Raw genomic sequence first — 23755 nt, forward strand, 5'->3', positions numbered from 1 at the left:
CGCCATGCCGGGGATGAGTGCTTTCCGGGGCGGAAATCGCTGGTCCGACCGGATAGCGTCCGATCATGAGCAACCCCAGCTACCCGCCCAAGCCCCGGCCGGGCGACCGGGTCGCGGTCGTGTCGCCCTCCGCCGGCCTGCCCGGCCTCTTCCCCCACGTGTACGAGCTGGGCCTGCGCCGGCTCCGCGAGGAGTTCGGGCTGGAACCGGTGGAGTATCCGACCACCCGGCGGATGGGCGCCGACCCGCGGGACCGGGCAAGGGACCTGACCGCCGCCTTCGCCGACCCGACGATCACCGCCGTGCTCGCCACGGTCGGCGGGGACGACCTGATCACGGTCACCCCGTATCTGGACGACGAGGTGCTGCGGGCCAACCCGAAGCCGTACTACGGCTACTCGGACAACACCAACATCCTCAACCACCTGTACCGGCTGGGCCTGGTGGCGTACCACGGCGGGTCGGTGCTGGTGCACCTCGGCCGGCCCGGCAAGCCGCACCCGCTGACCTTCGACTCGCTGCGCGCCGCCCTGTTCACCTCCGGCTGGTACGAGCTGACCCCCGCGCCCGAGTGGGGTGACCAGCCGAACGACTGGCGGGACCCGTCCACGCTGGCGTACGAGCCGGTGATGTTCCCCGGCGAGGGCTGGCGGTGGCACGGGCCGGCCACCGTGGTGCAGGGCCGCACCTGGGGCGGGAACCTGGAGATCCTGCACTGGCTGATGGCCACCGGCCGGGTGCCGTCGGCGGCGGAACTGGCCGGGTCGGTGCTGGTCGTCGAGACGTCGCAGGAACTGCCCACCGCCCAGGAGGTCTTCCGGATCGTGCGGAACATGGGGGAGCGGGGCCTGCTCGCGGCCTTCCCGGCGATCGTGGTCGGTCGCCCGAAGGCGTGGGACTTCGACCGCCCGCACACGCCGGAGCAGCGGCGGGAGTGGGGCGGGGCGCAGCGGGAGGCGGTCACCCGGGCGCTCGCGGACTACGCCGACGACCCCGTGGTGGTCTTCGACGTCGACCTCGGCCACACCGACCCGCAGTTGATCATCCCGTACGGCGGGGAGGTCCGGGTCGACGCGGTCGAGCGGCGCATCTCGGTGCGCTACTGACCCTGGCCCACGCGCGTATCTGGAGTGGGCCGGCCTAGCCGTCGACGGCGGCGAAGGCGCGGACCGGGAAGGTGCCCATGCCGGCCACCATCGGCGGCACGGCGGTGAACCGGAACCCCTCCGGAGGCAGGTCGCCCAGGCCGGTCAGGTGTTCCACGATCGGGATGCCGGCGGCGAGCAGGGCACTGTGCGCCGGGCGCTCGCCGGCGGCGGCCGGGGTCATGTCGTCGATGTTGATCGAGTCGATGCCGACCAGGGTCGCACCCGCCTCGACCAGCAGGTCCGCGCCGTCCCCGGTCAGGTAGGGGGCATCGGGGGCGGCGTACCGGTCGGTGCCGAAGTGTCGGTCCCAACCGGTGTGCAACAGCACCGCCCGCCCGGAGACGTCGTACGGCGCCAGCATCGACCGATCCACCGCCCGGGTGCCGGCGGGCACCCGGACCACCAGCCCGGGCAGGTCGGCGAGGCGGTCCAGCGGCACACCGGTGAGGTCCGGCCCGTCGGCCCACCGGTGCGAGGGGGTGTCCAGGTAGGTGCCGGTGTTGGCGATCATGTCGATCCGGCCGACGTGGAACTCGACGCCCGGGGCGTACCTCGGTCGGGACTCCTCGCGGGTGAGCCAGTCGGTGATCCGGGGCGGCTGCCAGCCGGGCAGGGTGGTCATCCCGTCGGTGATCACATGGCTCAACTCGACGAACCGCGTCCGATGCTGCCCCGTCACGCTCTCAGCGCACCACGCCGGGCGGCCAGCGGTCAAGATCCGCGCGTCGGACCCGGTGCCGACGACCGGCCGGGAAGGCGGGCGGTGAGGTGCCGTACTGGGGGGAGCACGGCACCTCGGCGGGGCACGCCGAGAGGCGAGCCGCCAGGAGGTCCGGTAACGGGGGTCGGACCTCCCCGAACAGGCCCGCGTTCCCCTGCTCCGGCTCCCCCTCTCCCCGGCGGCCAGAGCCCGGACTGACGGAATCCATCCTCGGGGCGTGGCCGGCCCGGTTCTTGAAGAATCTTGCGCGGTTCGGGTGACCCGCGCTGCTCAGGCAGCGTCGGAGCCGGTGTCGTGGGCGGCGAACAGCCGGCGCAGCCGGGCCGGCGGGTGACCGACCTGCTCCCGGACCACCCGGGTCAGGTGGGCCTGGTCGGCGAAGCCGTGCGTGGCGGCGACCTCGCCCAGCGGAGGCCCGTCCCCGTCGGCCAGCACGGTCAGCACCGACCGCACCCGCAGCCGGTTCCGGTACGCGGTGAGGCTGTGGCCGGTCACCCGCTGGAACACCCGGCTCAGGTGGTGCGGCGAGCAACCCACCTGCTCGGCGACCTCGGTCAGCCCGATCCGGAAGTCGGAGGCGACCAGCACCTCGCGGGCCCGGTCGGCGAGCCGCCGGTGGGCGGCCAGGGTGGCCGGCCGCCGGCCGACGGCCCGCTCGATCTCCGCGCCCGGCTCGCCGACGCCCAGCGGCGTCCGGCTCAACAGCCGGCCCAGGAACCGGTGCAGCCGTTCGGCCACCTCGAACTGGTCGATGCCGCGCCGGCAGTGCGCCGCGAGCATCCGGTGTTCGAGATCCAGCCGCCCGTCGACGCTGCCCCACCAGCCGCGTCGGTGCAGCCACTGTTCGGTGTCCGGGCGCTCGGCGAGGACCTCCGGGGCGAGTTCCAGACAGCTGTAGACGTCGCCGTCACCGTACGGGTGGCTGCTGGCCATCTCGTCGCCCGGCCGGGTCAGCCAGATCGTGGTGGCGTCGGTGAGGATGAGCCGGTCGTTGAGCCGCACCTGGGCGCTACCCGCGCGGCCGAGGAAGAGTCGGTGGCCGACCTCGGGCGTCGGCCCGTGCCAGCCGGGGTCCTCGACGATGCACTTGACCTGATAGAACAACATGCCCCGCGGGGCGCCCAGCACCTGCCACCGTCCGGGTGTGGTCCGTCTCCTGGGATCACTACCGACCCGTTCCGGCATCGTTCCTCCCCTGTGCGCCGTACGCGGCGCCACCCGGATTGTCCCCGCCGGGGGATAGTCTCGACAGGTGCACCCCCCGTCCGGCTGGACGAGGGGCCCATCGCCGTGCGCCGACCCTGCACTGGAAGTGATCACAGATGCTCACCGGACTCTTCTCCGCCGCCCTGGCCGACCCCGGGCTGGCCCGGGCGCGTGACCTGGCGCGCTCCGGTGCCGCCCAGGTCGACGGACTCGACATCACCGCCCCGGCCGCGCTGCGCCCGTTCGCCGTCGCCGCCGTCGCCGCCGACGAGCCGGCCGGCGGCGCGGGACGCCCGGTGCTGGCGGTGACGGCGACCACCCGCGAGGCGGACGACCTCGCCTCCGCGCTGGGCAGCCTGCTGCCGCCGGAGCAGGTGGCCGTCTTCCCCTCCTGGGAGACGCTGCCGCACGAGCGGCTCTCGCCGCGTTCCGACACGGTCGGCCGGCGACTGGCCGTGCTGCGCCGCCTGGCGCATCCGGAGTCCGCCGACGCGCACGGGCGTACCGGGCCGGTGCGGGTGGTCGTGGCGCCCGTCCGGTCACTGCTCCAACCGCAGCTCAAGGGGCTCGGCGATCTGGAGCCGGTGCAGCTTGCCGCCGGCGACGAGGCGGACCTGGAGGAGGTCGCCCGCCGGCTCACCGACATGGCGTACGCCCGGGTGGACCTGGTCACCAAGCGGGGCGAGTACGCCGTGCGCGGCGGCATCCTCGACGTCTTCCCGCCCACCGACGAGCACCCGTCGCGGGTCGAGTTCTGGGGCGACGAGGTGGAGGAGATCCGCACCTTCGCCGTCGCCGACCAGCGCACCATCGAGCAGGTCGCCCAGCTCTGGGCCCCGCCCTGCCGCGAGCTGCTGCTCACCCCGACCGTGCGGAGGCGGGCCGCCGCGCTCGCCCAGGAGCACCCGGAGCTGGCCGAGATCCTCGACAAGCTCGCCGAGGGCATCCCGGTCGAGGGCATGGAGTCGCTCGCCCCGGCCTTGATCGGGCCTGCGCACGCGCCGACTCGCGGCGGGCCGCCCGAGGTGGCGGCCGCGCCAAGCGACTCGCCGCATGCGTCGATGGAGCTGCTGCTGGACTGCATGCCGGCCGGCACCCACGTCGTACTCTGCGACCCGGAGCGGATCCGCACCCGGGCGCACGACCTGGTGCGTACCTCGGAGGAGTTCCTCCAGGCGAGCTGGGCCGCGGCCGCCGTCGGGGGCCAGGCCCCGGTCGACCTCGGCGCCGCCGCCTTCCGCACCCTGGCCGACGTACGCGCGGCCGCCCGCGCCCTGCGCCAGCCCTGGTGGACCCTCGCGCCGTTCGGCCTGCGGGAGGCGGACGCCGCCCCGGCCCGGCAGCCGTGGGAGGATGCGCCGACCGAGGTCGACGTCACCCCCGACGACGCGATCGCGGTGACCCTGGCCGCCCAGCCGGCCCCGCTCTACCACGGCGAGACCGCCCGGTTGGTCGACGACCTCAAGCGCTGGGCCGGCGAGGGCTGGTCGATGGCGCTGGTCTTCGAGGGCCACGGCCCCGCCCAGCGGGCCGTCGAGGTGCTCCGCGACGCCGGCCTCGGCGCCCGGCTCACCGAGGAGGTGCCGACCGCGCCCGCCCCCGGCGAGCTGCTGGTCTCCTGCGGCTGCCTGACCGCCGGCTTCGTCGACGAGGCGTCCCGGTTCGTGCTGCTCACCGGCGAGGACGTGACCGGCGGCCGGGGCACCTCCACCCGGGACATGCGCCGGATGCCCAGCCGGCGGCGCAACACCATCGACCCGCTGGAGCTGAAGGCGGGCGACCACGTGGTGCACGAGCAGCACGGCATCGGCCGGTACGTCGAGCTGGTGCAGCGCACGGTGAACGGCGCGAGCCGGGAATACCTGGTCATCGAGTACGCCCCGAGCAAGCGCGGCCAGCCCGGCGACCGGCTCTTCGTCCCCACCGACCAGCTCGACCAGCTCTCCCGGTACGTCGGCGGGGAGCAGCCCACCCTGCACAAGATGGGCGGCTCCGACTGGCAGAAGTCCAAGGCGCGGGCCCGTAAGGCGGTCCGCGAGATCGCCGCCCAGCTCATCCAGCTCTACGCCGCCCGTAAGGCGTCCAAGGGGCACAACTTCGGTGCGGACACCCCGTGGCAGCGGGAGCTGGAGGACGCCTTCCCCTGGCAGGAGACGCCGGACCAGCTCGCCGCGATCGAAGAGGTCAAGCGGGACATGGAGCAGACCGTCCCGATGGACCGGCTGATCTGCGGCGACGTCGGTTACGGCAAGACCGAGATCGCGGTCCGCGCGGCGTTCAAGGCGGTGCAGGACGGCAAGCAGGTGGCCGTGCTGGTGCCCACCACCCTGCTGGTGCAGCAGCACTACAACACCTTCGCCGAGCGGATGAGCCAGTTCCCGGTCACCATCCGGCAGCTCTCCCGGTTCCAGACGCCGAAGGAGACCGAGCAGACCCTGACGATGGTCGCCGACGGCACCGTCGACATCGTCATCGGCACCCACCGGCTGCTCCAGGCGTCCACCCGGTTCAAGCAGCTCGGGCTGGTCATCATCGACGAGGAGCAGCGCTTCGGCGTCGAGCACAAGGAGCACCTGAAGACGCTGCGCGCCTCGGTCGACGTGCTGGCCATGTCGGCCACCCCGATCCCGCGCACGCTGGAGATGGCGATCACCGGCATCCGGGAGATGTCCACCATCGCCACCCCGCCCGAGGAGCGGCACCCGGTGCTCACCTTCGTCGGGGCGTACGACGACAAGCAGGTGGCGGCGGCGATCCACCGCGAGCTGCTCCGCGACGGGCAGGTGTTCTACCTGCACAACCGGGTGGAGTCGATCGAGAAGGCGGCCCGCCGGATCCGTGAGCTGGTGCCCGAGGCCCGGGTCGCGGTGGCGCACGGCCAGATGAGCGAGGAGGCGCTCGAGAAGGTGATGGTCGGCTTCTGGGAGAAGGAGTTCGACGTCCTGGTCTGCACCACGATCGTGGAGTCCGGCATCGACATCCCGAACGCCAACACGCTGATCGTGGAGCGGGCCGACCTGCTCGGCCTGGCCCAGCTGCACCAGATCCGGGGTCGGGTCGGCCGCGGTCGGGAGCGGGCGTACGCGTACTTCCTCTATCCGTCGGACCGGCCGCTGACCGAGAACGCGCACGAGCGGCTGGCCACCATCGCCCAGCACACCGAGCTGGGCGCCGGCATGTACGTGGCGATGAAGGACCTGGAGATCCGGGGCGCGGGCAACCTGCTCGGCGGCGAGCAGTCCGGGCACATCGAAGGCGTCGGTTTCGACCTGTACATCCGGATGGTCGGCGAGGCGGTCTCCGCCTTCAAGGGCGAGCAGCCGGAGGAGGAGTCCGAGGTCAAGGTGGATCTCCCGGTCGACGCGCACCTGCCGCACGACTACGTCGGGGTGGAGCGGCTGCGCCTGGAGATGTACCGCAAGCTGGCCGAGGCCCGCGACGAGGAGCGGCTGCGCGAGGTGGTGGCCGAGATGACCGACCGTTACGGCGAGCCGCCCGCGCCGGTGCAGAACCTGGTCGCGGTGGCCCGGTTCCGGCTGCTGGCCCGCCGGTACGGCCTCACCGACGTCTCGATGCAGGGCAAGCACATCCGGTTCGGCCCGCTGCCGTTGCCCGACTCGAAGCAGCTGCGACTCAAGCGCTACCACCCGGACTCGGTCTACAAGCAGGCGCTCGACCAGGTCAGCGTGCCTCGGCCGAGCACCCGTCGGGTCGGCGGCGAGCCGCTGCGCGACCAGGCGTTGCTGGAGTGGTGCGCCCAGCTCCTCTCCGACGTGCTGGGCGAGCCCGCGGCGCTGGCCGGGGCGGGGGCGCGGTGAGTCAGGCCGGGTGGGCGGCGTCACAGCCTCGTACGGGGCGTGAGAGAGTGGCCGACATGCGTGCACGCCGTCTCACCGCCGCCGCCAGCGTCGCGGCCCTCGCTGTCCTCTCCCTCGCCGCCTGCGGCCGGTCCGCGCCGGGCGTCGCCGCCTACGTGGGGGACCGGACGTTCTCCGTCGACCGGGTCAACGAGATCTACGACGACGCCCAGACGCAGTACGCCGACGCCGTCCGCAGCCAGCAGGAGCAGATGGGCGCCACGCCGGCGCCGGAGGAACTGCGCTCCTCGGTGACCCGGCAGGACGTGGTGAACCTGCTGGTCAGCGTCGAGCTGGGCAAGCGCCTGGCGGACGAGAAGGGGATCGAGATCCCCGACATGCTCACCCCGGAGCAGCTCCAGCAGCAGCTCCAGCTGCCGGCCAGCACCGAGTACGTCCAGCTCTGGGGCGAGTGGGTGGACATCTCCGATGCGCTCCAGAAGCAGCTGCCGCCGGCCGAGCTGAGCGACGACGCGGTGATGGCCGTCTACCAGGCCATCGCGCAGACCGGCGCGATCCGCGCGGGGCTGTCGGTCGCCGAGGTCCGGCAGGCGTTCGGCGAGGGCGGCTTCGTCCGTAGCGCCACCGCGCTCAGCTCGGCGCTGCGTGAGGAGGCCGAGAAGTCGGGCGCCTCGATCAACCCGAAGTACGGGCCGATCGGCGTGCCGTCGGTGGTCAGCACCGGCCAGTCGTTGGTCTTCTACTCGCTGCCCTTCATCAACCACGACGGCCCGGTCACCGACATCTCGACCCCCGAGGCCCCGGAGACCGGCGACCCGGTCACCCACTGAGCATGACCGCACGGATCGTCCTGCTGGTCACCTCGCCGCGGCTGCCGGCCGGCCTGCTGACCGCGCCCGCCTGGGACGTCGTACGTTCCGGGCCGGTGCTGGCCGGCACGGAGAGCGAGCTGGCCAGGGCGGTCGGGGCGGCGGGCGCCGAGGTCACGGTGGTGGCCGAGGGCGCCACCCAGGCGTTGCTCGACGAGGTGGCGGCGCACGGCACGGCGGTCTGGCTGGCCGGGCCGACCGGCGACGAGGCGCTGGCCCGGGAGCTGGGGCTGCGGCTGGCTCGCGAGCCGGGCCTGGCCGAGCTGGAGCTGATGTACGGCTCGTGGGACCCGCCGGGTGCCCGACTGCTCGACGCGGTCGAGGTGATGGATCGGCTCGCCTCCCCCGGCGGTGACCCGTGGAAGCGGGCGCAGACCCACCGCAGCCTCGCCGGCTTCCTGCTGGAGGAGTGCTACGAGGCGTACGACGCGATCAGCGCCGACGACACCGACGCGCTCCGCGAGGAGCTGGGCGACGTGCTGCTCCAGGTGCTGCTGCACGCCCGGCTCGCCGAGGAACTGCCGGAGGGCGAGCGGTGGACCGTCGACGACGTGGCCGGTGGCCTGGTCGACAAGATGGTCCGGCGCAACCCGCACGTCTTCGGCGGGGCCGAGGCCGGCTCGATCGAGGAGATCGAGGCGAACTGGGAGCGGATCAAGCGGGCCGAGAAGACCCGCGAGTCGGTGCTGGACGGCATCGCGTTGAGCCAACCGGCGCTGGCCCTGGCCGCGAAGATCCTGGACCGGGCCGGCCGGATCGGCCTGGCGGTGCCGCCGCCGCTGGCCGAGTCCCAGGTGGACCCGGAAGCGAGACTCGGCGCCAGCCTCCTGGCCACCGTCGCCGCGGCCCGGGAGGCGGGAATCGACCCCGAGGCCGCCCTCCGCCGCGCCACCCTGGCGTACGCCGACGCCGTGCGCGCCGCCGAACGCGCCGCCCGTCCCGCCCCCGACCCGGCGAGTTGATCAAGACATTCGCGTCCGGCTCACGCCGCTCGGCCGACGCGAACTCCTTGATCAACCGGAAGGTCGGGGGAGATCGGTAGGGTCGTCGGCATGGAATCGTTCGTGCCGCTGGCGGAGCGGATCGTCGAGGCGTTGCTGGAGAGCCGGCCGGGGCTGGCCACGTCGGCCGGGGACCACCGGTACGACGACCGGCTGCCCGACCTCTCCGCCGACGCCCTCGCGGCCGACCAGGCGATGCTGCGGGACGCGGCCGACGCGCTCTCCGAGATCGACCCGGACTCGCTCGACGTCGAGGAACGGGTCGACCACGCGCTGCTCAGCAGCATGGTCGACCAGGGGCTGTTCGAGCTGACCGAGATCCGCGCGCACGAGTGGGACCCGCTGCGGCACAACCCGGGCCCGCTGCTGCACGCCCTGCTGGCCCGCCCGTACGCGCCCGTCGAGGAGCGGCTGACCCAGCTCACCGGGCGGCTGGCGGCCGTACCGGATGCCCTGGCGACCGCGCGCGCGACGCTGCGGGACATGCCACGGATCCACGCGGAGACGGCGGTCGGGCAGTTCACCGGCACGGCGGCGCTGATCCGCGACGAGGTGCCGGCGCTGCTCGCCCAGGCACCGGCGCTGCACGACCGGGTGGAGCCGGCGGTGACCGCCGCGATCGCCGCGCTGGAGGAGTTCGTGGCGTGGCTGCGGATCGGGCTGGCCGCCGACGCCGGCCCGGGGCGCGACCCCCGGCTGGGCCGGCGGCGCTGGGAGGCGCGACTCTGGCACACCCTGGACACCGAGCTGAGCGCCGCCGAGATCCAGCGCCGCGCCTGGGAGAACCTGGACCGGGTGACCGCGGAGATCCGCGAGGCGGCCGTCGAGCTGGTCGGCGGCCCGGCCGACGACGAGACGGTACGCCGGGCGCTGGACCTGCTCGCCGCCGAGCACCCCGACGACGCCACGATCGTGGATCTCGCCTCGGTGACGCTCGACGAGGCGACCGACTTCGTCCGCGCGCACGACGTGGTCAGCCTGGTCGACGACCCGTGCGTGATCCAGGAGATGCCGGAGTTCGCCCGGGGCGTGGCGGTGGCCTACTGCGACTCGCCCGGCCCACTGGAGACGGCGGACGTGCCGACCTTCTACTGCATCGCGCCCACGCCGGTGGACTGGCCGGCGCAGCGGGTCGAGTCGTTCTACCGGGAATACAACGACCACATGATCCGGAACCTGAGCGTGCACGAGGCGATGCCCGGTCACTTCCTCCAGCTCGCCCACGCCCGCCGGTACGCCGGCCCGACCCGGGTCCGCGCGCTCACCGAGTCCGGGGTGTTCGTCGAGGGCTGGGCGGTCTATGCCGAGGAGGTGATGGCCGGCCTCGGCTTCGGCGGCCTGCCGGTCCGGCTACAGCAGCTCAAGATGCAGCTGCGGATGACCATCAACGCGCTGCTCGACCAGCTCGTGCACTGCGAGGGGATGCCCGAGGCGGAGGCGATGGCGCTGATGACCGGGCGCGGCTTCCAGGAGGAGGGCGAGGCGGCCGGCAAGTGGCGCCGGGCGCTGCTCACCTCCACCCAGCTCTCCACGTACTTCGTCGGGTACAGCGAGATGGCCGACATCGCCCGCGCCCGCCCCGACGGGGTGTCGGTCCGCGAGTGGCACGACGCGATGCTGTCGCACGACTGCCCACCGCCCCGGCACCTGCGTACCCTGCTGGGGATCTGACCGGGGTCCGCGCGGGTTCAGCGCCGCGCGCGGGCGGCGACGCCGTCGATCAGCCAGCGCGAGATGGAGTACGCCGGAGGCAGCTCCGCCGGCAGCGCGTCCACCGGGAACCAGCGCGCCTCGGTGACCTCCCGCGCGTCCACCACCGGCTCGGCGTCCGGGTCCGAGACGGTGGCGGTGAAGCCGGCGAGCAGGGTGCCCGGCCCGGAGATCGCCCAGGGCTGGCTGTCGACGTACGTGGGCCGCCCGATGGTCAGCCCGACCTCCTCGCCGACCTCCCGGTGCGCGGTCGCCTCCAGCGATTCGCCCGCCTCGACGAACCCGGCCACCAGTGCCCACAGCTCCGTCGGCCCGTACGCGTGCCGGACCAGGAGCAGCTCGTCGGGGCCGCCGGCCCGGCCGGGGCGGGTGATCGCCACCAGCACCGCTACGGAGAGCGGCACGAACACGGTCAGGCCGCAGTCGGGGCAGCGGCGGGCGGTCTCGTCCGGCACGTCGGTCAGCTCCGTCCGGCACGCCCCGCACCAGCGGTGCGTACGCCGCCAGGTGACCACCGCGAGCGCCCGCCCGGCGAGGGTGGCCAGCGGTTCCGGCAGCTCGGCGGCGATCCCCCGCCAGCTCCGCCAGCGTCCGGGCAGCGCCTCGGCGTCGGTCGGCTCGGCCGCCCAGGCCGGCGTACCGTCCAGCGTCCCGATCGGCACCCAGTCGAGGTCGGCGGGCAGCTCGCCGATCCGGTGCAACCGCCCGTCCGGCCCGGTCAGCAGCCTGCGTCCGGCCACCGGCACGGCCAGGTCGCCGGGCGCGGGCGGTCGGCTCCGGTCGGCGCCCGGGACGAATCCGCCCAGGCCGGTCGGCGCGGCGGGGATCACGACGTCGCCGTGCGGTTGTCCACCACCTTGGCCTCGGCCGGCACGTCGAAGGCGGTCGCCTCGACCGTGTCGGTGTACCGGCTCAGCGTGATCTCCGCCGGCTTGCCGTCCAGGGCCCCGGTGAAGCTGGCCAGCACGCCCTCGGTGGTGACGCAGGCGGTGAAGCGTTCCCCCGCGCGGGTGACGTCGACGCAGGTGGCGTGGTGCCCGGCCAGGGTGGTGTCGCTCTGTTCGATGCTCGCCTCGCGGTCGAGCGCGGCGTTTGTCAGCAGCCGGATCACCGCCGGCGGGGTGACCAGGTTGTGCTTGCGGGCCTCGGTGTAGACCACCACCGACGGCCTGCCGGCGGTCAGCACCGGTGGCGACACGACGCAGGAGGACCGCCCGTCGCTGGTGGTCTCACAGCGCGTCACCGCCTGCTGGGTCACCGTGATCTTGCCTTCCGGCCAGGTGTACGCGGAGCGGAGCGGCTCCATCGTCTGGGCGATCGAGGCGGTCCGGCCGCCCGGCAGTTGGTAGTCGGCGGCCCAGGTCTGCTCCAGGGCCCGGTCCATCCGGGCGGCGAGGTCGTTGACCAGGTCGGCCCGCCCGAGCGCGACCCCGGCGTCGTCGAGGGCCTGGCAGCCGGTGACCGTGAGCGACGCGATGACCGAGGCGGTGAACACGCGGAGAGTCGTCGAGGCGGCAGGCATGCGCCCCAGCCTTGTCGATCGGGTCAACCTCTCGCAAACCCGATGCCGGTTGACGCCCGAGAAACCGGGAATGTCCGTCCAACTCTCCGTAGGGTGCGGGTCCCGGCCCGGGATCCGTACCCCTGCTTGGCGCCGGGTGGAGGCGTGCGGCCGGGCGTCGCCCGATACGCTGCGTTCAACACCTGCCTCAGCCGCACCGTCGCGGCCCATCCGGACCGGAACACACAATCGAGGAGCGACTCAGTGGCAACCATCGAGGGAATCGTCGCCCGGGAGATCCTGGACTCGCGGGGCAACCCGACGGTCGAGGTCGAGGTCGGGCTCGACGACGGCACGATCGCCCGCGCCGCGGTGCCGTCCGGCGCCTCCACCGGCGCCTTCGAGGCGATCGAGCTGCGCGACGGTGACAAGGACCGCTACCTGGGCAAGGGTGTCGAGAAGGCGGTCGCCAACATCGAGGACAAGATCGTCGACCAGCTCATCGGCTACGAGGCCAGCGAGCAGCGGCTGATCGACCAGAAGATGCTCGACCTCGACGGCACCGACAACAAGGCCGAGCTGGGCGCCAACGCGATCCTCGGCGTCTCGCTGGCGGTGGCGAAGGCCGCCGCGGGCAGCGCCGAGCTGAGCCTCTTCCGCTACCTGGGCGGCCCGAACGCGCACCTGCTCCCGGTGCCGATGATGAACATCCTCAACGGTGGCGCGCACGCCGACTCCAACGTCGACATCCAGGAATTCATGATCGCGCCGATCGGCGCGCCCACCTTCCGTGACGCGCTGCGCTCCGGCGCCGAGGTCTACCACGCGCTGAAGTCGGTGCTGAAGAAGAAGGACCTGTCGACCGGGCTCGGCGACGAGGGCGGCTTCGCCCCGAACCTGCCGACCAACGCCGCCGCGCTGGACCTGATCGCCGAGGCCGTCGAGAAGGCCGGCTACCGGCTCGGCACCGACATCGTCTTCGCCCTCGACGTGGCCGCCACCGAGTTCTTCGACAACGGTACGTACACGTTCGAGGGCAGCGCGAAGACCGCCGAGGAGATGAGCAACTACTACACCAAGCTCGTCGGCGACTACCCGATCGTGTCCATCGAGGACCCGCTGTCGGAGGACGACTGGAGCGGCTGGGCCACCCTGACCGCGGCGCTCGGCGACCGGATCCAGATCGTCGGCGACGACCTCTTCGTCACCAACCCGCAGCGGATCGCCCGCGGCATCACCGAGAAGGCCGCCAACGCCGTGCTGGTGAAGGTCAACCAGATCGGCTCGCTGACCGAGACGCTGGACGCGGTGGACCTGGCCCACCGGGCCGGCTTCAAGTGCATGATGAGCCACCGCTCCGGCGAGACCGAGGACACCACCATCGCCGACCTGGCGGTCGCCCTCGGCTGCGGCCAGATCAAGACCGGCGCCCCGGCCCGGTCCGACCGGGTCGCCAAGTACAACCAGCTCCTGCGGATCGAGGAGGAGCTGGCCGACGCGGCGCGGTACGCCGGCGTCGGCGCGTTCCCGCGCTACCGTTCGGCCTGAGCCGCAAGCTCCGGGGAGGGGTGTGACGATGCAGCAGCGCCGCACACCGGGTGGTCAGCGTCCCGCCCATCGGCCGGGTCAGGCCGGTCGGGCGGGCGGGGCCCGGGTCCGGTCGTCGGTCCGCGACGGTGGCGTCCGCGCCGAGCCGCGCGCCGCCGGCCGGTCGCCCGGCGGCACCCGCGGCGCCGACGGCGTACGCTCCGCGAGCCGTCCCGCGGCCGCGCGGCGTACGGCGGCCGGCGGGGCGGTCAAGCGCCTCACCGCACCCCAACCCCGGCGCTTCACCGGGCGCGCCACCGTGCTCTTCGCGGTGCTGATCGCGCTCGCCCTCGCCTACACCTACCCGGTCCGGGTCTATCTGGACCAGCAGGCGGACATCGCGCGGATGGAGGCGTCCCAGGCCGATCAGCGCGAGCTGATCGAGGGCCTGTCGGCTGAGGCGGCCAAGTGGCAGGACCCGGCGTACATCGAGACGCAGGCCCGGCAGCGGTTCTTCATGGTCCGGTCGGGAGAGACCCCCCTGGTGGTGCTCTCCGACCCGGAGGGGGCCGCGAAGGACGCCGGCAAGGGGAAGCCGGGGCCGCCGAAGCAGCCCGACCGCTGGTACGACACCCTGTGGTCGAGCGTGCAGGCGGCCAACGCCGAGCGCCCCGCCAAGTGAGCAGCAACCCCAGCGCGAGGAGCGAGCCGGTTCTGCGAGCCCCGCAGTCGCGAACGAAAGGCGAGCCCGTGAGCGCGAGGAGCGAGCCGGTTCTGCGAGCCCCGCAGTCGCGAACGAAAGGCGAGCCCGTGAGCGCGAGGAGCGAGCCGGTTCTGCGAGCCCCGCAGTCGCGAACGAAAGGCGAGCCCGTGAGCGTCGTACCACCGCAGGATCCGGCGGCGGATTCCGTACCCCTGCCGGAGCGGCAACCGGCCACCGAGGCCGACCTGGCCGCGGTGGCCGCGCAGCTCGGACGCCCGCCCCGGGGCACCCGGGCGGTGGCCCACCGCTGCCCGTGCGGCCTGCCCGACGTGGTGGAGACGACGCCCCGGCTGGCCGACGGCACCCCCTTCCCGACGCTGTTCTATCTGACCTGCCCGCGTGCGACGGCGGCGTGCAGCCGGCTGGAGTCGGCCGGGCTGATGAAGGAGATGGCCGAGCGGCTCGCCGAGGATCCCGAGCTGGCCGCCCGCTACCGGGCCGCGCACGAGGACTACCTGGCCCGTCGGGAGGCGATCGGCCAGGTGCCGGAGATCGCCGGCATTTCGGCCGGCGGCATGCCCGGGCGGGTGAAGTGCCTGCACGTGCACCTCGGGCATGCGCTCGCCGCCGGGCCGGGGGTCAACCCGTTCGGCGACGAGACCCTGGCGCTGGTGGAGAAGTGGTGGGCCACCGGTCCGTGTGTGGACGTCCCGGCGGCGGAGTGAGATGACGGCCGACGAGATCGTGGTCCGTCGGGCCCGTACCTCGGACGTACGCGGCATCCGGCGGCTGGTCGACACCTACACCGACGATCGGCGGCTGTTGAGCAAGGCCACCGTCACGCTCTACGAGGACGTCCAGGAGTTCCGGGTGGCGGTGGCGCCGGACGGCGCCGTGGTCGGCTGCGGGGCGCTGCACGTGATGTGGGAGGACCTGGCCGAGATCCGTACGGTGGCGGTGGACCCGGTGTGCCGGGGGCACCGGATCGGGCAGCGGATCGTCGGTGAGCTGATCGACGCGGCCCGGGAGCTGGGGGTGGCCCGGATCTTCGTGCTGACCTTCGAGACCGGGTTCTTCGGCTCGTTCGGGTTCCGGGAGATCGACGGCGCACCGGTGCCGCATCCGGTCTACGAGCAGCTGCTCCGCTCGTACGACGAGGGCGTGGCCGAGTTCCTCGACCTGGAACGGGTCAAGCCGAACACCCTCGGCAACACCCGGATGCTGCTGCGCCTCTGACGACCGCTTGACCGGCTCGGGCATGCTGTCTGGATGCGGATCTTGGGGTGGGTCGGCCGGGGCGCGGGCGCGCTGGTGTCGCTCGCCGCCCTGATCGGGGTGGTCCGCCTCGTCGCGCCGGCCATCGCCGCCGGACCGAGCGGATCGCCGCCCGGGGTGAGCCGGCAGCTCACCTTCCTCCGCGCCGAGCTGGACCGGGGTGCGGGGGAGGACGCCCAGGCCCTGTTCCCCGAGGGGTGGTTCTTCGCGCACGTCCTCTACGGCCTGGCCCGGGTGGAGAGCGGCATGCGGCTGCCGGCGGGCGAGCGGGGCGAGGCCGTCCGGGAGGCACGCTGGGCGCTGGAGCGGCTGGAGTCGCCGGCCGGCCGGGCGCCGTTCAGTCCCGACCTCACCCCCGCCTACGGGGTCTTCTACCAGGGCTGGACGAACTGGTTGCGCGGCGGCGTGCTCGCCCTCCAGGCGCCCGAGCGGCGCGATCCGGCCGAGGTACGCCGCTTCGCCGACGTCTCGGCCGGCCTCGCCGCCGCCTTCGACGCCTCGGCCTCGCCGTACCTGGCGGCGTACCCCGGGCAGGCGTGGCCGGTGGACTCGACGGTGGCGGTCGCCTCGCTGCGGCTGCACGACACGTTGCTGCCGCCCCGCTTCGCGCCCACGGTACGGCGCTGGCTGGACGGCGTACGCCAGCGGTTGGACCCCCGGACCGGGCTGATGCCGCACCGCGTCGAACTAACCACCGGGGCGCCGGCCGAGGTGGCCCGGGCGACCTCGCAGAGCGTGATCCACCGTTTCCTCGGCGAGGTCGACCCGGCCTTCGCCCACGCCCAGTACCTGCGGTTCCGTTCGCTGTACGTGGTCACGCCGCTGGGCCTCGGCCCAGCCGTCCGCGAATATCCGCGCGGGATGGACGGCCCGGCCGACGTGGACTCCGGGCCGCTGCCGCTCGGGGTGAGCTTCTCCGCCACCGTGGTCACTCTCGGCGCGGCACAGGTACGCGGGGACGCGGCGCTGGCCGGAGCGCTGGCGAACTACGGCGAACTGGTCGGCCTGCCGCTGAACACCCCGCACACCAAGCGGTACGCCCTGGGCCTGCTCCCGGTCGGCGACGCCTTCCTGGTCTGGTCGAAGACCGCTCGCCCGTGGGTGGCGCCGACGCCCGACCCGCCCCCGCCGACCGTGTCCTGGTGGTGGCGGCTGCCGTTGCTGTCGCTGCTGGTGCTGGCAGGTGCGCTGCCCTGGTTGCCGTTCGCCCTGGCCCGATTCCGTCGCCGGTCCTAGCTCCCCCGGGCGCGCCTGTTGCGGCGCTGCCTGGCCGGCATGCCGCGGCGTGCGCCACGTCGCCGGTCCGGCGTGGTCGGAGCGGTCGGGATGCCGCGAGGTGGGCGACGTGCGGGCGCGGGCTTTCGGACCGCCACCGCCTCGGGGAGGGCCCGGCCTGCCGTAGGGTTGCTGCCGTGACGACGCGCGTGGCCGCCATCGACTGCGGGACCAATTCGATCCGACTGCTGGTCGCCGACCTGCCCGAGCCGGCGGCCGGCCCGCAGGCGCCGCTGGTGGACCTGTGCCGCCGGATGGAGATCGTCCGGCTGGGCCAGGGCGTCGACCGGACCGGCCGGCTCGCGCCGGAGGCGATCGAGCGGACCCGGGTGGCGCTCGCCGACTACGCGGCCGAGATCGAGAAGTTCGGTGCGGAGCGGGTCCGGATGTGCGCCACGTCGGCGACCCGGGACGCCAGCAACGCCGCCGACTTCCGGGCGATGGTCGAGCAGACCCTCGGCGTGCCGCCCGAGGTGGTCACCGGCGACGAGGAGGCCCGGCTCTCGTTCACCGGCGCGGTGCGCGGGCTGCCCGCCGACGCCAAGGCGCCGTACCTGGTGGTCGACATCGGCGGCGGCTCGACCGAGTTCGTGGTCGGCACCCGCGAGGGCGGGGTCCAGGCGGCCGTGTCGATGGACATCGGCTGTGTCCGGATGACCGAGCGGCACCTGCACGGCGATCCGCCCAGCCTCGACCAGGTCGCCGCCGCGCAGGCCGACATCGCCGTGGCGGTGGACCGGGCGCTGGAGGTGGTGCCGGGGCGCGAGGCGGCCACGCTGGTCGGCCTCGCCGGGTCGGTCACCACCGTCGTCGCCGTCGCCCAAGGGCTCCAGGCGTACGACCCGGAGCGCATCCACCACGCCCGGGTGTCGTACCAGCAGGTCGCGGAGGTCACCGCCGACCTGCTGGCGAAGACCCGCGAGCAGCGGCTGGCCATCCCGGTGATGCATCCCGGCCGGGCCGACGTGATCGGGGCGGGCGCGCTGGTGCTGCGGGTCATCATGGAGCGCGCCGGGATGCCCTCCGTCGTCGCCTCCGAGCACGACATCCTCGACGGTATCGCCTGGAGCCTCGCCTAGCCATCGGGACGGCATCGTCGGGAAGCATCGTGGGTGGTGCTGGGGTGCCCGGCGGTGGGACGACCGAGCACCCCTTGGGGACGCTGAGCTGTCAGCGGCTCTGGCGCGGCCAGTCCGACGATCGCTTGGGCCGGTCGCCGGAACCGCCCGACGACAGGGAGCCGGCCCAGTCCGAAGTGCTGGTCCAGTCCGAACTACCGGACCCGCTCGAAGTGCCGGCCCGAACCAACTCCGGCTCGGGGGTCCCGCTCGGTGTGCCCGGGCCGAGACCGTCCGCGCCCAGCGGGCGATCCCGTTGCGTTGTGGGCGAGAGGATCTCGTCTGGTTCCAGCGCCGCGGTATTGTCGGCCACGGGCTGCGGCCACCGCTGCCACCGGCGGACGCTGACCACCGCGACGAGCAACAGCGAGCCCACCAGCAGGGTCGTCCCGCTCCGGACCGGGGCTGCCAGGTCGACCTGCTGGCCGGCCAGGGTCGGTTTGTGGTTCACGAGCTTCATCAACGAGGTCGGGCTGAACAGCAGGCCCAGGTAGCTGGCCGAGTAGAAGAGGCCGGTCAGTGCCGCGCCCAGCGGCGAGAACCGGAGCGTGGCGATGATTCCGAGCAGGATCCCAGCAGCCGCCAGCACCAGCGCGGGGCGGACGAAGTCGCCGCTGTCCAGGACACCGCCGTCTTGTGCGTCCGCGAACGCCTGCGCTGACCGATCCTGGCCGAGGGCGAAGAGGACCCAGGCCAGCGGGCCCACGATGGCTGCGGCGATCACGGTTCCGATGTGTCGCATCGGGGCAAGGTACCGATCATCCTCGTGGATCAGCGGGCCCATAAGCGAAATTTAAGGGCCGGCACAGAACCGATCCGTCCGCGACCCGAGCGGCGCGGCCGTCGACGTGACCCAGCGCCACGAGTGAGCGAACTCAGGCGCTCTCCGCGGCGAGGCGGGCGCCGAAGCCGAGCAGGGCCACCCCGGTCAGCCCGTCGAGCCAGCGCCGCACCCGTCGCCGGGACAGCACCAGGCGGACCCGGTTCAGCGCCGTGACCAGCACCATCAGGTACGTCAGGCTGAGCACCGCGTGGCTGAACGCGAAGGCGAGCAGCACCTCCAGGGGCGCCGACGGGCCGACGAACTGCGGCAGCACGGCCAGATAGAACGCCAGCACCTTGGGGTTGGTGATGTTGGACAGGAAGCCCTGCCGGAAGCCGGTGAGCGCCTGTCCGGGCGTATCCGCCGCCTTGCCGGCCAACGGGGGGTAGCTGCCGCGCCAGGCCGAGCGCCACGCCTGCACCCCGAGGTAGAGCAGGTACGCCACCCCGGCCCAGCGGATCGTCTCGAACAGCGGCTGGGAGCGGACGACGAGCGCGCCCAGCCCGGCCGCCGCGGTGCCGCCCTGTACGGCGTTCGAGCTGGCCACCCCGATCGCGCTCCACCTGCCACGCCGGCGTCCGGCGGCCAGGGTGTTGCGGGTCACCACGGCGAAATCCGGTCCCGGGATCAGGACCAGCACCAGGGCGAAGACCAGGAACGAGGCGTAGCTGCTCCATGACATGCCCTCAACGTACGGCCGGTCCGGCGGAGAACTACTGTTTTCTTGACGGTACTCCGCAATCCACAGTACTGTGCCAGACGTGGATACGACGCAGCTCCTCAAGGGCGTGCTCGACCTGGCCGTTCTCGCCGTGCTCAGGGACGAGGACGGCTACGGTTACGACATCCTCCGCCGGCTGCGCGAGGCCGGCCTGGAGGAGGTCGGCGACGCCTCGGTCTACGGCACCCTGCGCCGGCTCTTCGCCGCCGGCCTGCTCACCACCTACGTGGTGCCGAGCGAGTCCGGCCCGCACCGCAAGTACTACGCGCTCAACGCCGCCGGCCGGGACCAGCTAGCCCGCTCCGGCAAGACCTGGCGCTCGTTCGCCACCACCATGGACGCACTGCTCGACGATCGGGGGATGGCGGCATGACCGTCACTGGGCAGGAGATCGCGGACTACGTCGACCGGGTGCGGGCCGCCCTCGCCGATCTACCACCCGCCGTCCGCGACGAGTTGACCGAGGACCTGCCGGAACACCTGGCCGAGGTGGCCGCGGAGGCCGACGGCACGCTGGTCGACCGGCTGGGCACCCCGGAGGCGTACGCGGCCGAACTGCGCGCCGCCGCCGGCGCCGACGGCGAGCGTGGACGCTCGTCGCTCGACCGGCGGTACAGCGCCCTCCGGAAGCGGCTCGCCGCCCTGTTGCTCGGCCTGGACACCCGGCTCGGCCCACTGCTCGGGTACGCCTCGGCGAGCGAGTTCCTCCGGCCGCTGCGCCCGGCCTGGTGGCTGGTTCGCGGCTGGCTGGCCGCGCTGCTGATCTCCGCCCTGCTCGGGGAGCCGTCCGGGCTGCTGCCCCGGCTCAGCGGCAACGTGCTGGCCGGCCTGTTCCTGCTCGCCGGCACGGTCCTCGCCTCGGTCTGGCTGGGGCACCGCTCCGGCGGCCTGCGGGGCTGGCCACGGCGGCTGCTGCGCGTCGGCACGGCCGCTCTGCTGCTCTTCGCCGTCGCCGCGTTGCTGAACGTGGACCAGCACGCCAGCTCGGACGAGTTCCGCAGCTACCACGAGGTCTCGGTGGGCAACCCGTACGACTCGATCCAGGACGTCTTCGTCTACGACGAGCATGGTCGACTGGTGCCCAACGCCCGGTTGTTCGACCAGAACGGCGTACCGATCCGGCTCGGCTATCCAACCTGCGACGACCCGCGCTGGCAGGCGGCGCCGCCGCGGAACGTCTACCCGTACTGCCCGGAGCAGGCTCCCTTCGCGCTGCCCATGCCGAGCGAGAGCGCCCCGCCCGCGCCGACCGACAGCCCGCCGGCCGAGAGCGCGCCGACCGACAGCGCGTCGCCCACGCCGACGCCGAGCGGAAGCGCGCCGGCGACGCCGACCGACAGCGCCCCGGCCGCGCCGACCGCGAGCGCGCCGACCGGGGCGCCGGAGCGGACTCCGCCGGAGCCGATCCCGACCCGCTGAGCCCGCCCGAGGGCGTCCGCCGACCGGCGGGCGCCCTCGCTGCGTCCACCATGGACAGAACGGGTGGGGTGGTGTGGCGGGGCCCGGAGTCGGTCGCTACGGTGGCGTCTGCTCCATCGACTCCCACGAAGGGACCGCCCGTGTCTGAGCAGGTTGCCCTCGCGCCCGAACCGCCGGAGATCGACGACGCCCCCGCGCCGCCCCCGCCGTCCCGCCTCGGTGCCGTGCTCGGGGTGGTGGTACTCCTGCTGGGCGTCGCGGCGGCCATGCTGGTGGGGCTGCTGATCCGGGTCGGGCCGGGCGGCGACCTGCGCGACGTGTTCGCCGGCGGCGACGGCACGGCCGAGGCGAAGGCCGGCGACTGCGTCGCGGAACTGCCCCGGGTGGCCGGCGTGGAGGCGAAGCCGGCCGACGACGCCCGGGTGGTCCCCTGCGGCTCCGCCGACGCCGCGTACAAGGTGGTCGGCCGGGTGCAGGACCCGGCGGCGGCGCGGAGCCGCTCGGCGAACGCGTGCGAGCCGTACTTCCGGCCGGGTGACGACGGGTACGTCCTCTACCGGGTCGGCGACGACGGCGACGGTTACCTGCTCTGTCTCGTCCACAAGACGAACGCGAGGTGAATGCCACTCTGCGCGCGTCTTCCGCGCGCCGGTCAGCGCGTGGCAGGCTACCCGCACGTAACACCCACTGTGCGACCAGCCGACGATGACTGACCGCTAGGAGGACGGGTCGATGGGCGAGATGGTGAGCTTCACCGGCAACGGAGGGACGAGCGAGGGGTATCTCGCGATACCCTCCGACGGTGCGGCCAGCCCGGCGGTCATCGTCATCCAGGACTGGTGGGGCCTGGTGCCCCACGTCCGGGCCGTGGTGGACCGCTTCGCGGAGGCCGGCTTCGTCGCCCTCGCGCCGGACTTCCGGCACGGCGGCCCGGCCAGCCGGCCGAGTGAGCCCCGGCAGATGCTGAACAGCACGCAGATGGACGAGGCGGCCACGGACATCGCCGCCGCCGCGGAATACCTCGCGGGCCGTCCCGAGGTCGCCGGCAGGATCGGGTGTGCCGGGTTCTGCGCCGGTGCCAGCCTGGCCCTCTGGTCCGGCGTGTTCTCGAAGCGGATCGTCGCGACCGCGGGCTTCTATCCGCGCCTGCCCTGGGAGGGCATGCGGACCGACTGGGCCGACTACGCGGGCAAGGCCGCCCTCATCCACTGCTCCGAAGCGGACGGCACCTCCGTCGCCGACGGGGTGCAGAGCGTACGCGGGGCCATCGAGGCCGCCGGAGGCGCCTGCCAGACGTACGACTACCCGGGCACCGCGCACGCGTTCTTCAACGAGGACCGTCCGGAGCACTTCGACCAACGGGCCGCGGCCACCGCCTGGGCCCGTACGCTGGAACTCTTCCGGGCCAGGCTTGGCTGAGCCGCGTACCCCGCAGGACGTGGTCGCCCGCGCCGCGCGGGCGACCGACCTGGCCGACCTCGACGGCGCGGTGAGCAACTGTTTCGCCTGCCCGCGCCTGGTCTCCTGGCGGGAGGAGGTCGCCCGGACGAAGCGGGCGGCCTTCCGTGACCAGGAGTACTGGGGGAGGCCGGTGCCGGGCTTCGGCGCGCCGGACGCGCGGATCGCGATCCTCGGTCTGGCGCCGGCCGCGCACGGCGGCAACCGCACCGGCCGGATCTTCACCGGTGACCGCTCCGGGGACGTGCTCTTCGCCGCGTTGCACCGCGCCGGGCTCGCCAACCAGCCGACCAGCGTCGCCGTCGACGACGGCCTCACCCTGCGCGAGACCCGCATCTTCGCCGCCGTGCGCTGCGCCCCGCCGGACAACAAACCCACCCCGGTCGAGCGGGACACCTGCGCGCCCTGGCTGCACCGCGAGGTCACGCTCATCCGGCCCACCCTGCGGGTCGTGGTCGCGCTGGGCGCGTTCGCCTGGGCCGCGTGGTGGCCACTGCTGCGCGATGTGTACGGTCAGCGCCCGCCCACACCTCGCCCCGCATTCGGCCATGGGGCACACTGGTCCGGCACGTCCGCACCGGCGCTGCTCGGCTGCTACCACGTCAGCCAGCAGAACACGTTCACCGGGCGGCTGACACCAACGATGTTGGACGACGTGTTCGCCCGGGCGAAACGGCTGGCGGGGGTGGACTGAGGAATGCGTGGGGCGGTGGGATGGACCTCGGCGTGCTGCGCAGGTGGTGGCCGGTCGCGGCGGTGACCCTGCTGCTGGCCGGCACCGCGCTGGCCGCCGGGCACTCCACGATCGGGGCGAGCCGGATCCCGCCCGCCGCGGACAACATCCCGTACGTGCCGGAATACCCCACCGCCGAGCCCGCGCCCTCGATCCCCGTCGAGCCACGGGACGTGGGCGAGCCCACCTCCGGCGGGATTCCCCAGTGGATACTCACCGCCGCGCTGGTCGTGCTGGGCCTGGCCATGCTGGTCGCCCTCGCGTACGCGATCTGGACGGTGGTCGGCGGGGTGCTGCGGCGGACCACCCGGGCCCTCCCGACGAAGCGGACCCGGCGTACCGCCGAGGGCACCGCACGGGAGGTGGTGGCCGCCCTGGACGCCGGCCTGGAGGAGCTGGACGACCGGTCCACCGACCCCCGGACCGCCGTGATCGCCTGCTGGGTCCGCCTCGAGGAGGCCGCCGAGGAGGCCGGGGTGCCGCGACTCGCCGAGGACACCTCCACCGACCTGGTCAGCCGGCTGTTGCGCGGCGACCCGGCGGCCGGCGTCCCGGCTATCGCCAGTGCCGACGTGCTGGACGGTTTCGCGCACGTCTACCGCGAGGCCCGGTACGCCACCCACACCGTCGACGAGCGGATGCGCGACCAGGCCCGGGCCGCGCTGCGCCGGCTGCGCGGCGAACTGACCAGCCTGGCCGGGGCCGGCGAGGAGCCGCGATGAACGAGCG

Annotated in this window: 23 protein-coding genes; 17 read left to right on the plus strand and 6 right to left on the minus strand. The window is 73.6% G+C overall.

What is annotated here, in order from left to right; genetic code table 11:
• Window positions 1-65: 65 nt before the first annotated feature.
• On the plus strand, window positions 66-1106 hold the full coding sequence (locus GA0070621_RS27530; protein WP_091201198.1) for a S66 family peptidase: 1041 nt from the start codon (window positions 66-68) through the stop codon (window positions 1104-1106).
• A gap of 34 nt (window positions 1107-1140) precedes the next feature.
• Here the strand turns inward: GA0070621_RS27530 and GA0070621_RS27535 are convergent, their stop codons facing one another.
• Both GA0070621_RS27535 and GA0070621_RS27540 read right to left on the minus strand, forming a co-directional pair.
• The gene (locus tag GA0070621_RS27535) at window positions 1141-1827 is read right to left on the minus strand and encodes a cyclase family protein (RefSeq protein ID WP_231920974.1); all 687 of its coding nucleotides are present in this window, start codon (window positions 1825-1827) and stop codon (window positions 1141-1143) included.
• Window positions 1828-2139: 312 nt separating this feature from the next.
• Entirely contained in the window at window positions 2140-2997 is an 858-nt protein-coding gene (locus tag GA0070621_RS27540) for a helix-turn-helix domain-containing protein (protein ID WP_157740079.1), read from the minus strand.
• A 194-nt stretch (window positions 2998-3191) separates the two neighbouring features.
• Here GA0070621_RS27540 and mfd point away from each other — a divergent pair, with 194 nt between their 5' ends.
• The 4 genes from mfd to GA0070621_RS27560 all read left to right on the plus strand — a co-directional run bounded on the left by mfd (window position 3192) and on the right by GA0070621_RS27560 (window position 10434).
• Entirely contained in the window at window positions 3192-6893 is a 3702-nt protein-coding gene (gene mfd / locus GA0070621_RS27545) for a transcription-repair coupling factor (protein WP_091201203.1), read from the plus strand.
• A 56-nt stretch (window positions 6894-6949) separates the two neighbouring features.
• The gene (locus tag GA0070621_RS27550; protein ID WP_091201204.1) at window positions 6950-7723 is read left to right on the plus strand and encodes a SurA N-terminal domain-containing protein; all 774 of its coding nucleotides are present in this window, start codon (window positions 6950-6952) and stop codon (window positions 7721-7723) included.
• Between the two features lie 2 nt (window positions 7724-7725).
• Window positions 7726-8724, plus strand: coding sequence for a nucleoside triphosphate pyrophosphohydrolase (locus tag GA0070621_RS27555; RefSeq protein WP_091201207.1), 999 nt, complete (start codon window positions 7726-7728; stop codon window positions 8722-8724).
• 90 nt (window positions 8725-8814) lie between these two features.
• Window positions 8815-10434 (plus strand): DUF885 domain-containing protein, encoded by a 1620-nt coding sequence (locus tag GA0070621_RS27560; protein WP_091201209.1) that lies wholly within the window; start codon window positions 8815-8817, stop codon window positions 10432-10434.
• Between the two features lie 17 nt (window positions 10435-10451).
• Here GA0070621_RS27560 and GA0070621_RS27565 read toward each other — a convergent pair whose 3' ends face one another.
• Both GA0070621_RS27565 and GA0070621_RS27570 read right to left on the minus strand, forming a co-directional pair.
• Window positions 10452-11303, minus strand: coding sequence for an NAD(+) diphosphatase (locus tag GA0070621_RS27565; protein ID WP_167667502.1), 852 nt, complete (start codon window positions 11301-11303; stop codon window positions 10452-10454).
• Window positions 11300-11995: a hypothetical protein gene (locus GA0070621_RS27570; protein WP_091201211.1), complete on the minus strand. Its 696-nt coding sequence runs from the start codon at window positions 11993-11995 to the stop codon at window positions 11300-11302. The genes GA0070621_RS27565 and GA0070621_RS27570 overlap by 4 nt, the downstream gene beginning before the upstream one ends.
• A gap of 243 nt (window positions 11996-12238) precedes the next feature.
• On the opposite strand from GA0070621_RS27570, the gene eno reads away from it, so the two are divergent.
• The 6 genes from eno (at window position 12239) to GA0070621_RS27600 (ending at window position 17833) form a co-directional block, all read left to right on the plus strand.
• Complete coding sequence (gene eno / locus GA0070621_RS27575; protein WP_091201213.1) at window positions 12239-13522, plus strand: phosphopyruvate hydratase; 1284 nt, start codon at window positions 12239-12241, stop codon at window positions 13520-13522.
• Window positions 13523-13550: 28 nt separating this feature from the next.
• Window positions 13551-14183 carry an FtsB family cell division protein gene (locus tag GA0070621_RS27580; protein ID WP_091202917.1) on the plus strand — a complete coding sequence of 211 codons (633 nt, stop codon included), beginning with the start codon at window positions 13551-13553 and terminating at the stop codon, window positions 14181-14183.
• A 188-nt stretch (window positions 14184-14371) separates the two neighbouring features.
• Window positions 14372-14929 (plus strand): DUF501 domain-containing protein, encoded by a 558-nt coding sequence (locus tag GA0070621_RS27585; RefSeq protein WP_091201216.1) that lies wholly within the window; start codon window positions 14372-14374, stop codon window positions 14927-14929.
• A 1-nt stretch (window position 14930) separates the two neighbouring features.
• Window positions 14931-15440, plus strand: coding sequence for an amino-acid N-acetyltransferase (locus tag GA0070621_RS27590; protein ID WP_091201218.1), 510 nt, complete (start codon window positions 14931-14933; stop codon window positions 15438-15440).
• 33 nt (window positions 15441-15473) lie between these two features.
• Window positions 15474-16715 carry a hypothetical protein gene (locus tag GA0070621_RS27595; RefSeq protein WP_091201220.1) on the plus strand — a complete coding sequence of 414 codons (1242 nt, stop codon included), beginning with the start codon at window positions 15474-15476 and terminating at the stop codon, window positions 16713-16715.
• A 188-nt stretch (window positions 16716-16903) separates the two neighbouring features.
• Entirely contained in the window at window positions 16904-17833 is a 930-nt protein-coding gene (locus tag GA0070621_RS27600) for a Ppx/GppA phosphatase family protein (protein WP_091201222.1), read from the plus strand.
• A 91-nt stretch (window positions 17834-17924) separates the two neighbouring features.
• Here the strand turns inward: GA0070621_RS27600 and GA0070621_RS27605 are convergent, their stop codons facing one another.
• Window positions 17925-18614: a hypothetical protein gene (locus tag GA0070621_RS27605; protein ID WP_167667511.1), complete on the minus strand. Its 690-nt coding sequence runs from the start codon at window positions 18612-18614 to the stop codon at window positions 17925-17927.
• A gap of 133 nt (window positions 18615-18747) precedes the next feature.
• Window positions 18748-19377, minus strand: a complete 630-nt coding sequence (locus GA0070621_RS27610) for a LysE family translocator (RefSeq protein ID WP_091201225.1) — start codon at window positions 19375-19377, stop codon at window positions 18748-18750.
• A 79-nt stretch (window positions 19378-19456) separates the two neighbouring features.
• Between GA0070621_RS27610 and GA0070621_RS27615 the strand changes: the two genes are divergently transcribed.
• From GA0070621_RS27615 to GA0070621_RS27640, 6 genes are all read left to right on the plus strand, one after another.
• Window positions 19457-19789: a PadR family transcriptional regulator gene (locus GA0070621_RS27615; protein WP_091114372.1), complete on the plus strand. Its 333-nt coding sequence runs from the start codon at window positions 19457-19459 to the stop codon at window positions 19787-19789.
• Window positions 19786-20835 carry an HAAS signaling domain-containing protein gene (locus tag GA0070621_RS27620; protein WP_091201227.1) on the plus strand — a complete coding sequence of 350 codons (1050 nt, stop codon included), beginning with the start codon at window positions 19786-19788 and terminating at the stop codon, window positions 20833-20835. Before GA0070621_RS27615 ends, GA0070621_RS27620 begins: the two co-directional genes overlap by 4 nt.
• 140 nt (window positions 20836-20975) lie before the next feature.
• Complete coding sequence (locus GA0070621_RS27625; RefSeq protein ID WP_091201230.1) at window positions 20976-21455, plus strand: LppU/SCO3897 family protein; 480 nt, start codon at window positions 20976-20978, stop codon at window positions 21453-21455.
• A 112-nt stretch (window positions 21456-21567) separates the two neighbouring features.
• Window positions 21568-22254 carry a dienelactone hydrolase family protein gene (locus GA0070621_RS27630; RefSeq protein ID WP_091201231.1) on the plus strand — a complete coding sequence of 229 codons (687 nt, stop codon included), beginning with the start codon at window positions 21568-21570 and terminating at the stop codon, window positions 22252-22254.
• Window positions 22247-22987, plus strand: a complete 741-nt coding sequence (locus tag GA0070621_RS27635) for a uracil-DNA glycosylase (RefSeq protein WP_167667513.1) — start codon at window positions 22247-22249, stop codon at window positions 22985-22987. The genes GA0070621_RS27630 and GA0070621_RS27635 overlap by 8 nt, the downstream gene beginning before the upstream one ends.
• Before the next feature lie 20 nt (window positions 22988-23007).
• Window positions 23008-23748, plus strand: coding sequence for a DUF4129 domain-containing protein (locus GA0070621_RS27640; RefSeq protein ID WP_091201236.1), 741 nt, complete (start codon window positions 23008-23010; stop codon window positions 23746-23748).
• Window positions 23749-23755 lie beyond the last annotated feature (7 nt).

The sequence above is a fragment of the Micromonospora narathiwatensis genome (genome assembly GCF_900089605.1).
Lineage (GTDB): Bacteria > Actinomycetota > Actinomycetes > Mycobacteriales > Micromonosporaceae > Micromonospora > Micromonospora narathiwatensis.

Coding starts and splice junctions, on each gene's coding strand:
- GA0070621_RS27530 (WP_091201198.1), top strand. CDS start 66: ATGAGCAACCCCAGCTACCCGCCCAAGCCCCGGCCGGGCGACCGGGTC.
- mfd (WP_091201203.1), top strand. CDS start 3,192: ATGCTCACCGGACTCTTCTCCGCCGCCCTGGCCGACCCCGGGCTGGCC.
- GA0070621_RS27550 (WP_091201204.1), top strand. CDS start 6,950: ATGCGTGCACGCCGTCTCACCGCCGCCGCCAGCGTCGCGGCCCTCGCT.
- GA0070621_RS27555 (WP_091201207.1), top strand. CDS start 7,726: ATGACCGCACGGATCGTCCTGCTGGTCACCTCGCCGCGGCTGCCGGCC.
- GA0070621_RS27560 (WP_091201209.1), top strand. CDS start 8,815: ATGGAATCGTTCGTGCCGCTGGCGGAGCGGATCGTCGAGGCGTTGCTG.
- GA0070621_RS27570 (WP_091201211.1), bottom strand. CDS start 11,995: ATGCCTGCCGCCTCGACGACTCTCCGCGTGTTCACCGCCTCGGTCATC.
- GA0070621_RS27580 (WP_091202917.1), top strand. CDS start 13,551: ATGCAGCAGCGCCGCACACCGGGTGGTCAGCGTCCCGCCCATCGGCCG.
- GA0070621_RS27590 (WP_091201218.1), top strand. CDS start 14,931: ATGACGGCCGACGAGATCGTGGTCCGTCGGGCCCGTACCTCGGACGTA.
- GA0070621_RS27595 (WP_091201220.1), top strand. CDS start 15,474: ATGCGGATCTTGGGGTGGGTCGGCCGGGGCGCGGGCGCGCTGGTGTCG.
- GA0070621_RS27605 (WP_167667511.1), bottom strand. CDS start 18,614: ATGCGACACATCGGAACCGTGATCGCCGCAGCCATCGTGGGCCCGCTG.
- GA0070621_RS27610 (WP_091201225.1), bottom strand. CDS start 19,377: ATGTCATGGAGCAGCTACGCCTCGTTCCTGGTCTTCGCCCTGGTGCTG.
- GA0070621_RS27620 (WP_091201227.1), top strand. CDS start 19,786: ATGACCGTCACTGGGCAGGAGATCGCGGACTACGTCGACCGGGTGCGG.
- GA0070621_RS27630 (WP_091201231.1), top strand. CDS start 21,568: ATGGGCGAGATGGTGAGCTTCACCGGCAACGGAGGGACGAGCGAGGGG.
- GA0070621_RS27640 (WP_091201236.1), top strand. CDS start 23,008: ATGGACCTCGGCGTGCTGCGCAGGTGGTGGCCGGTCGCGGCGGTGACC.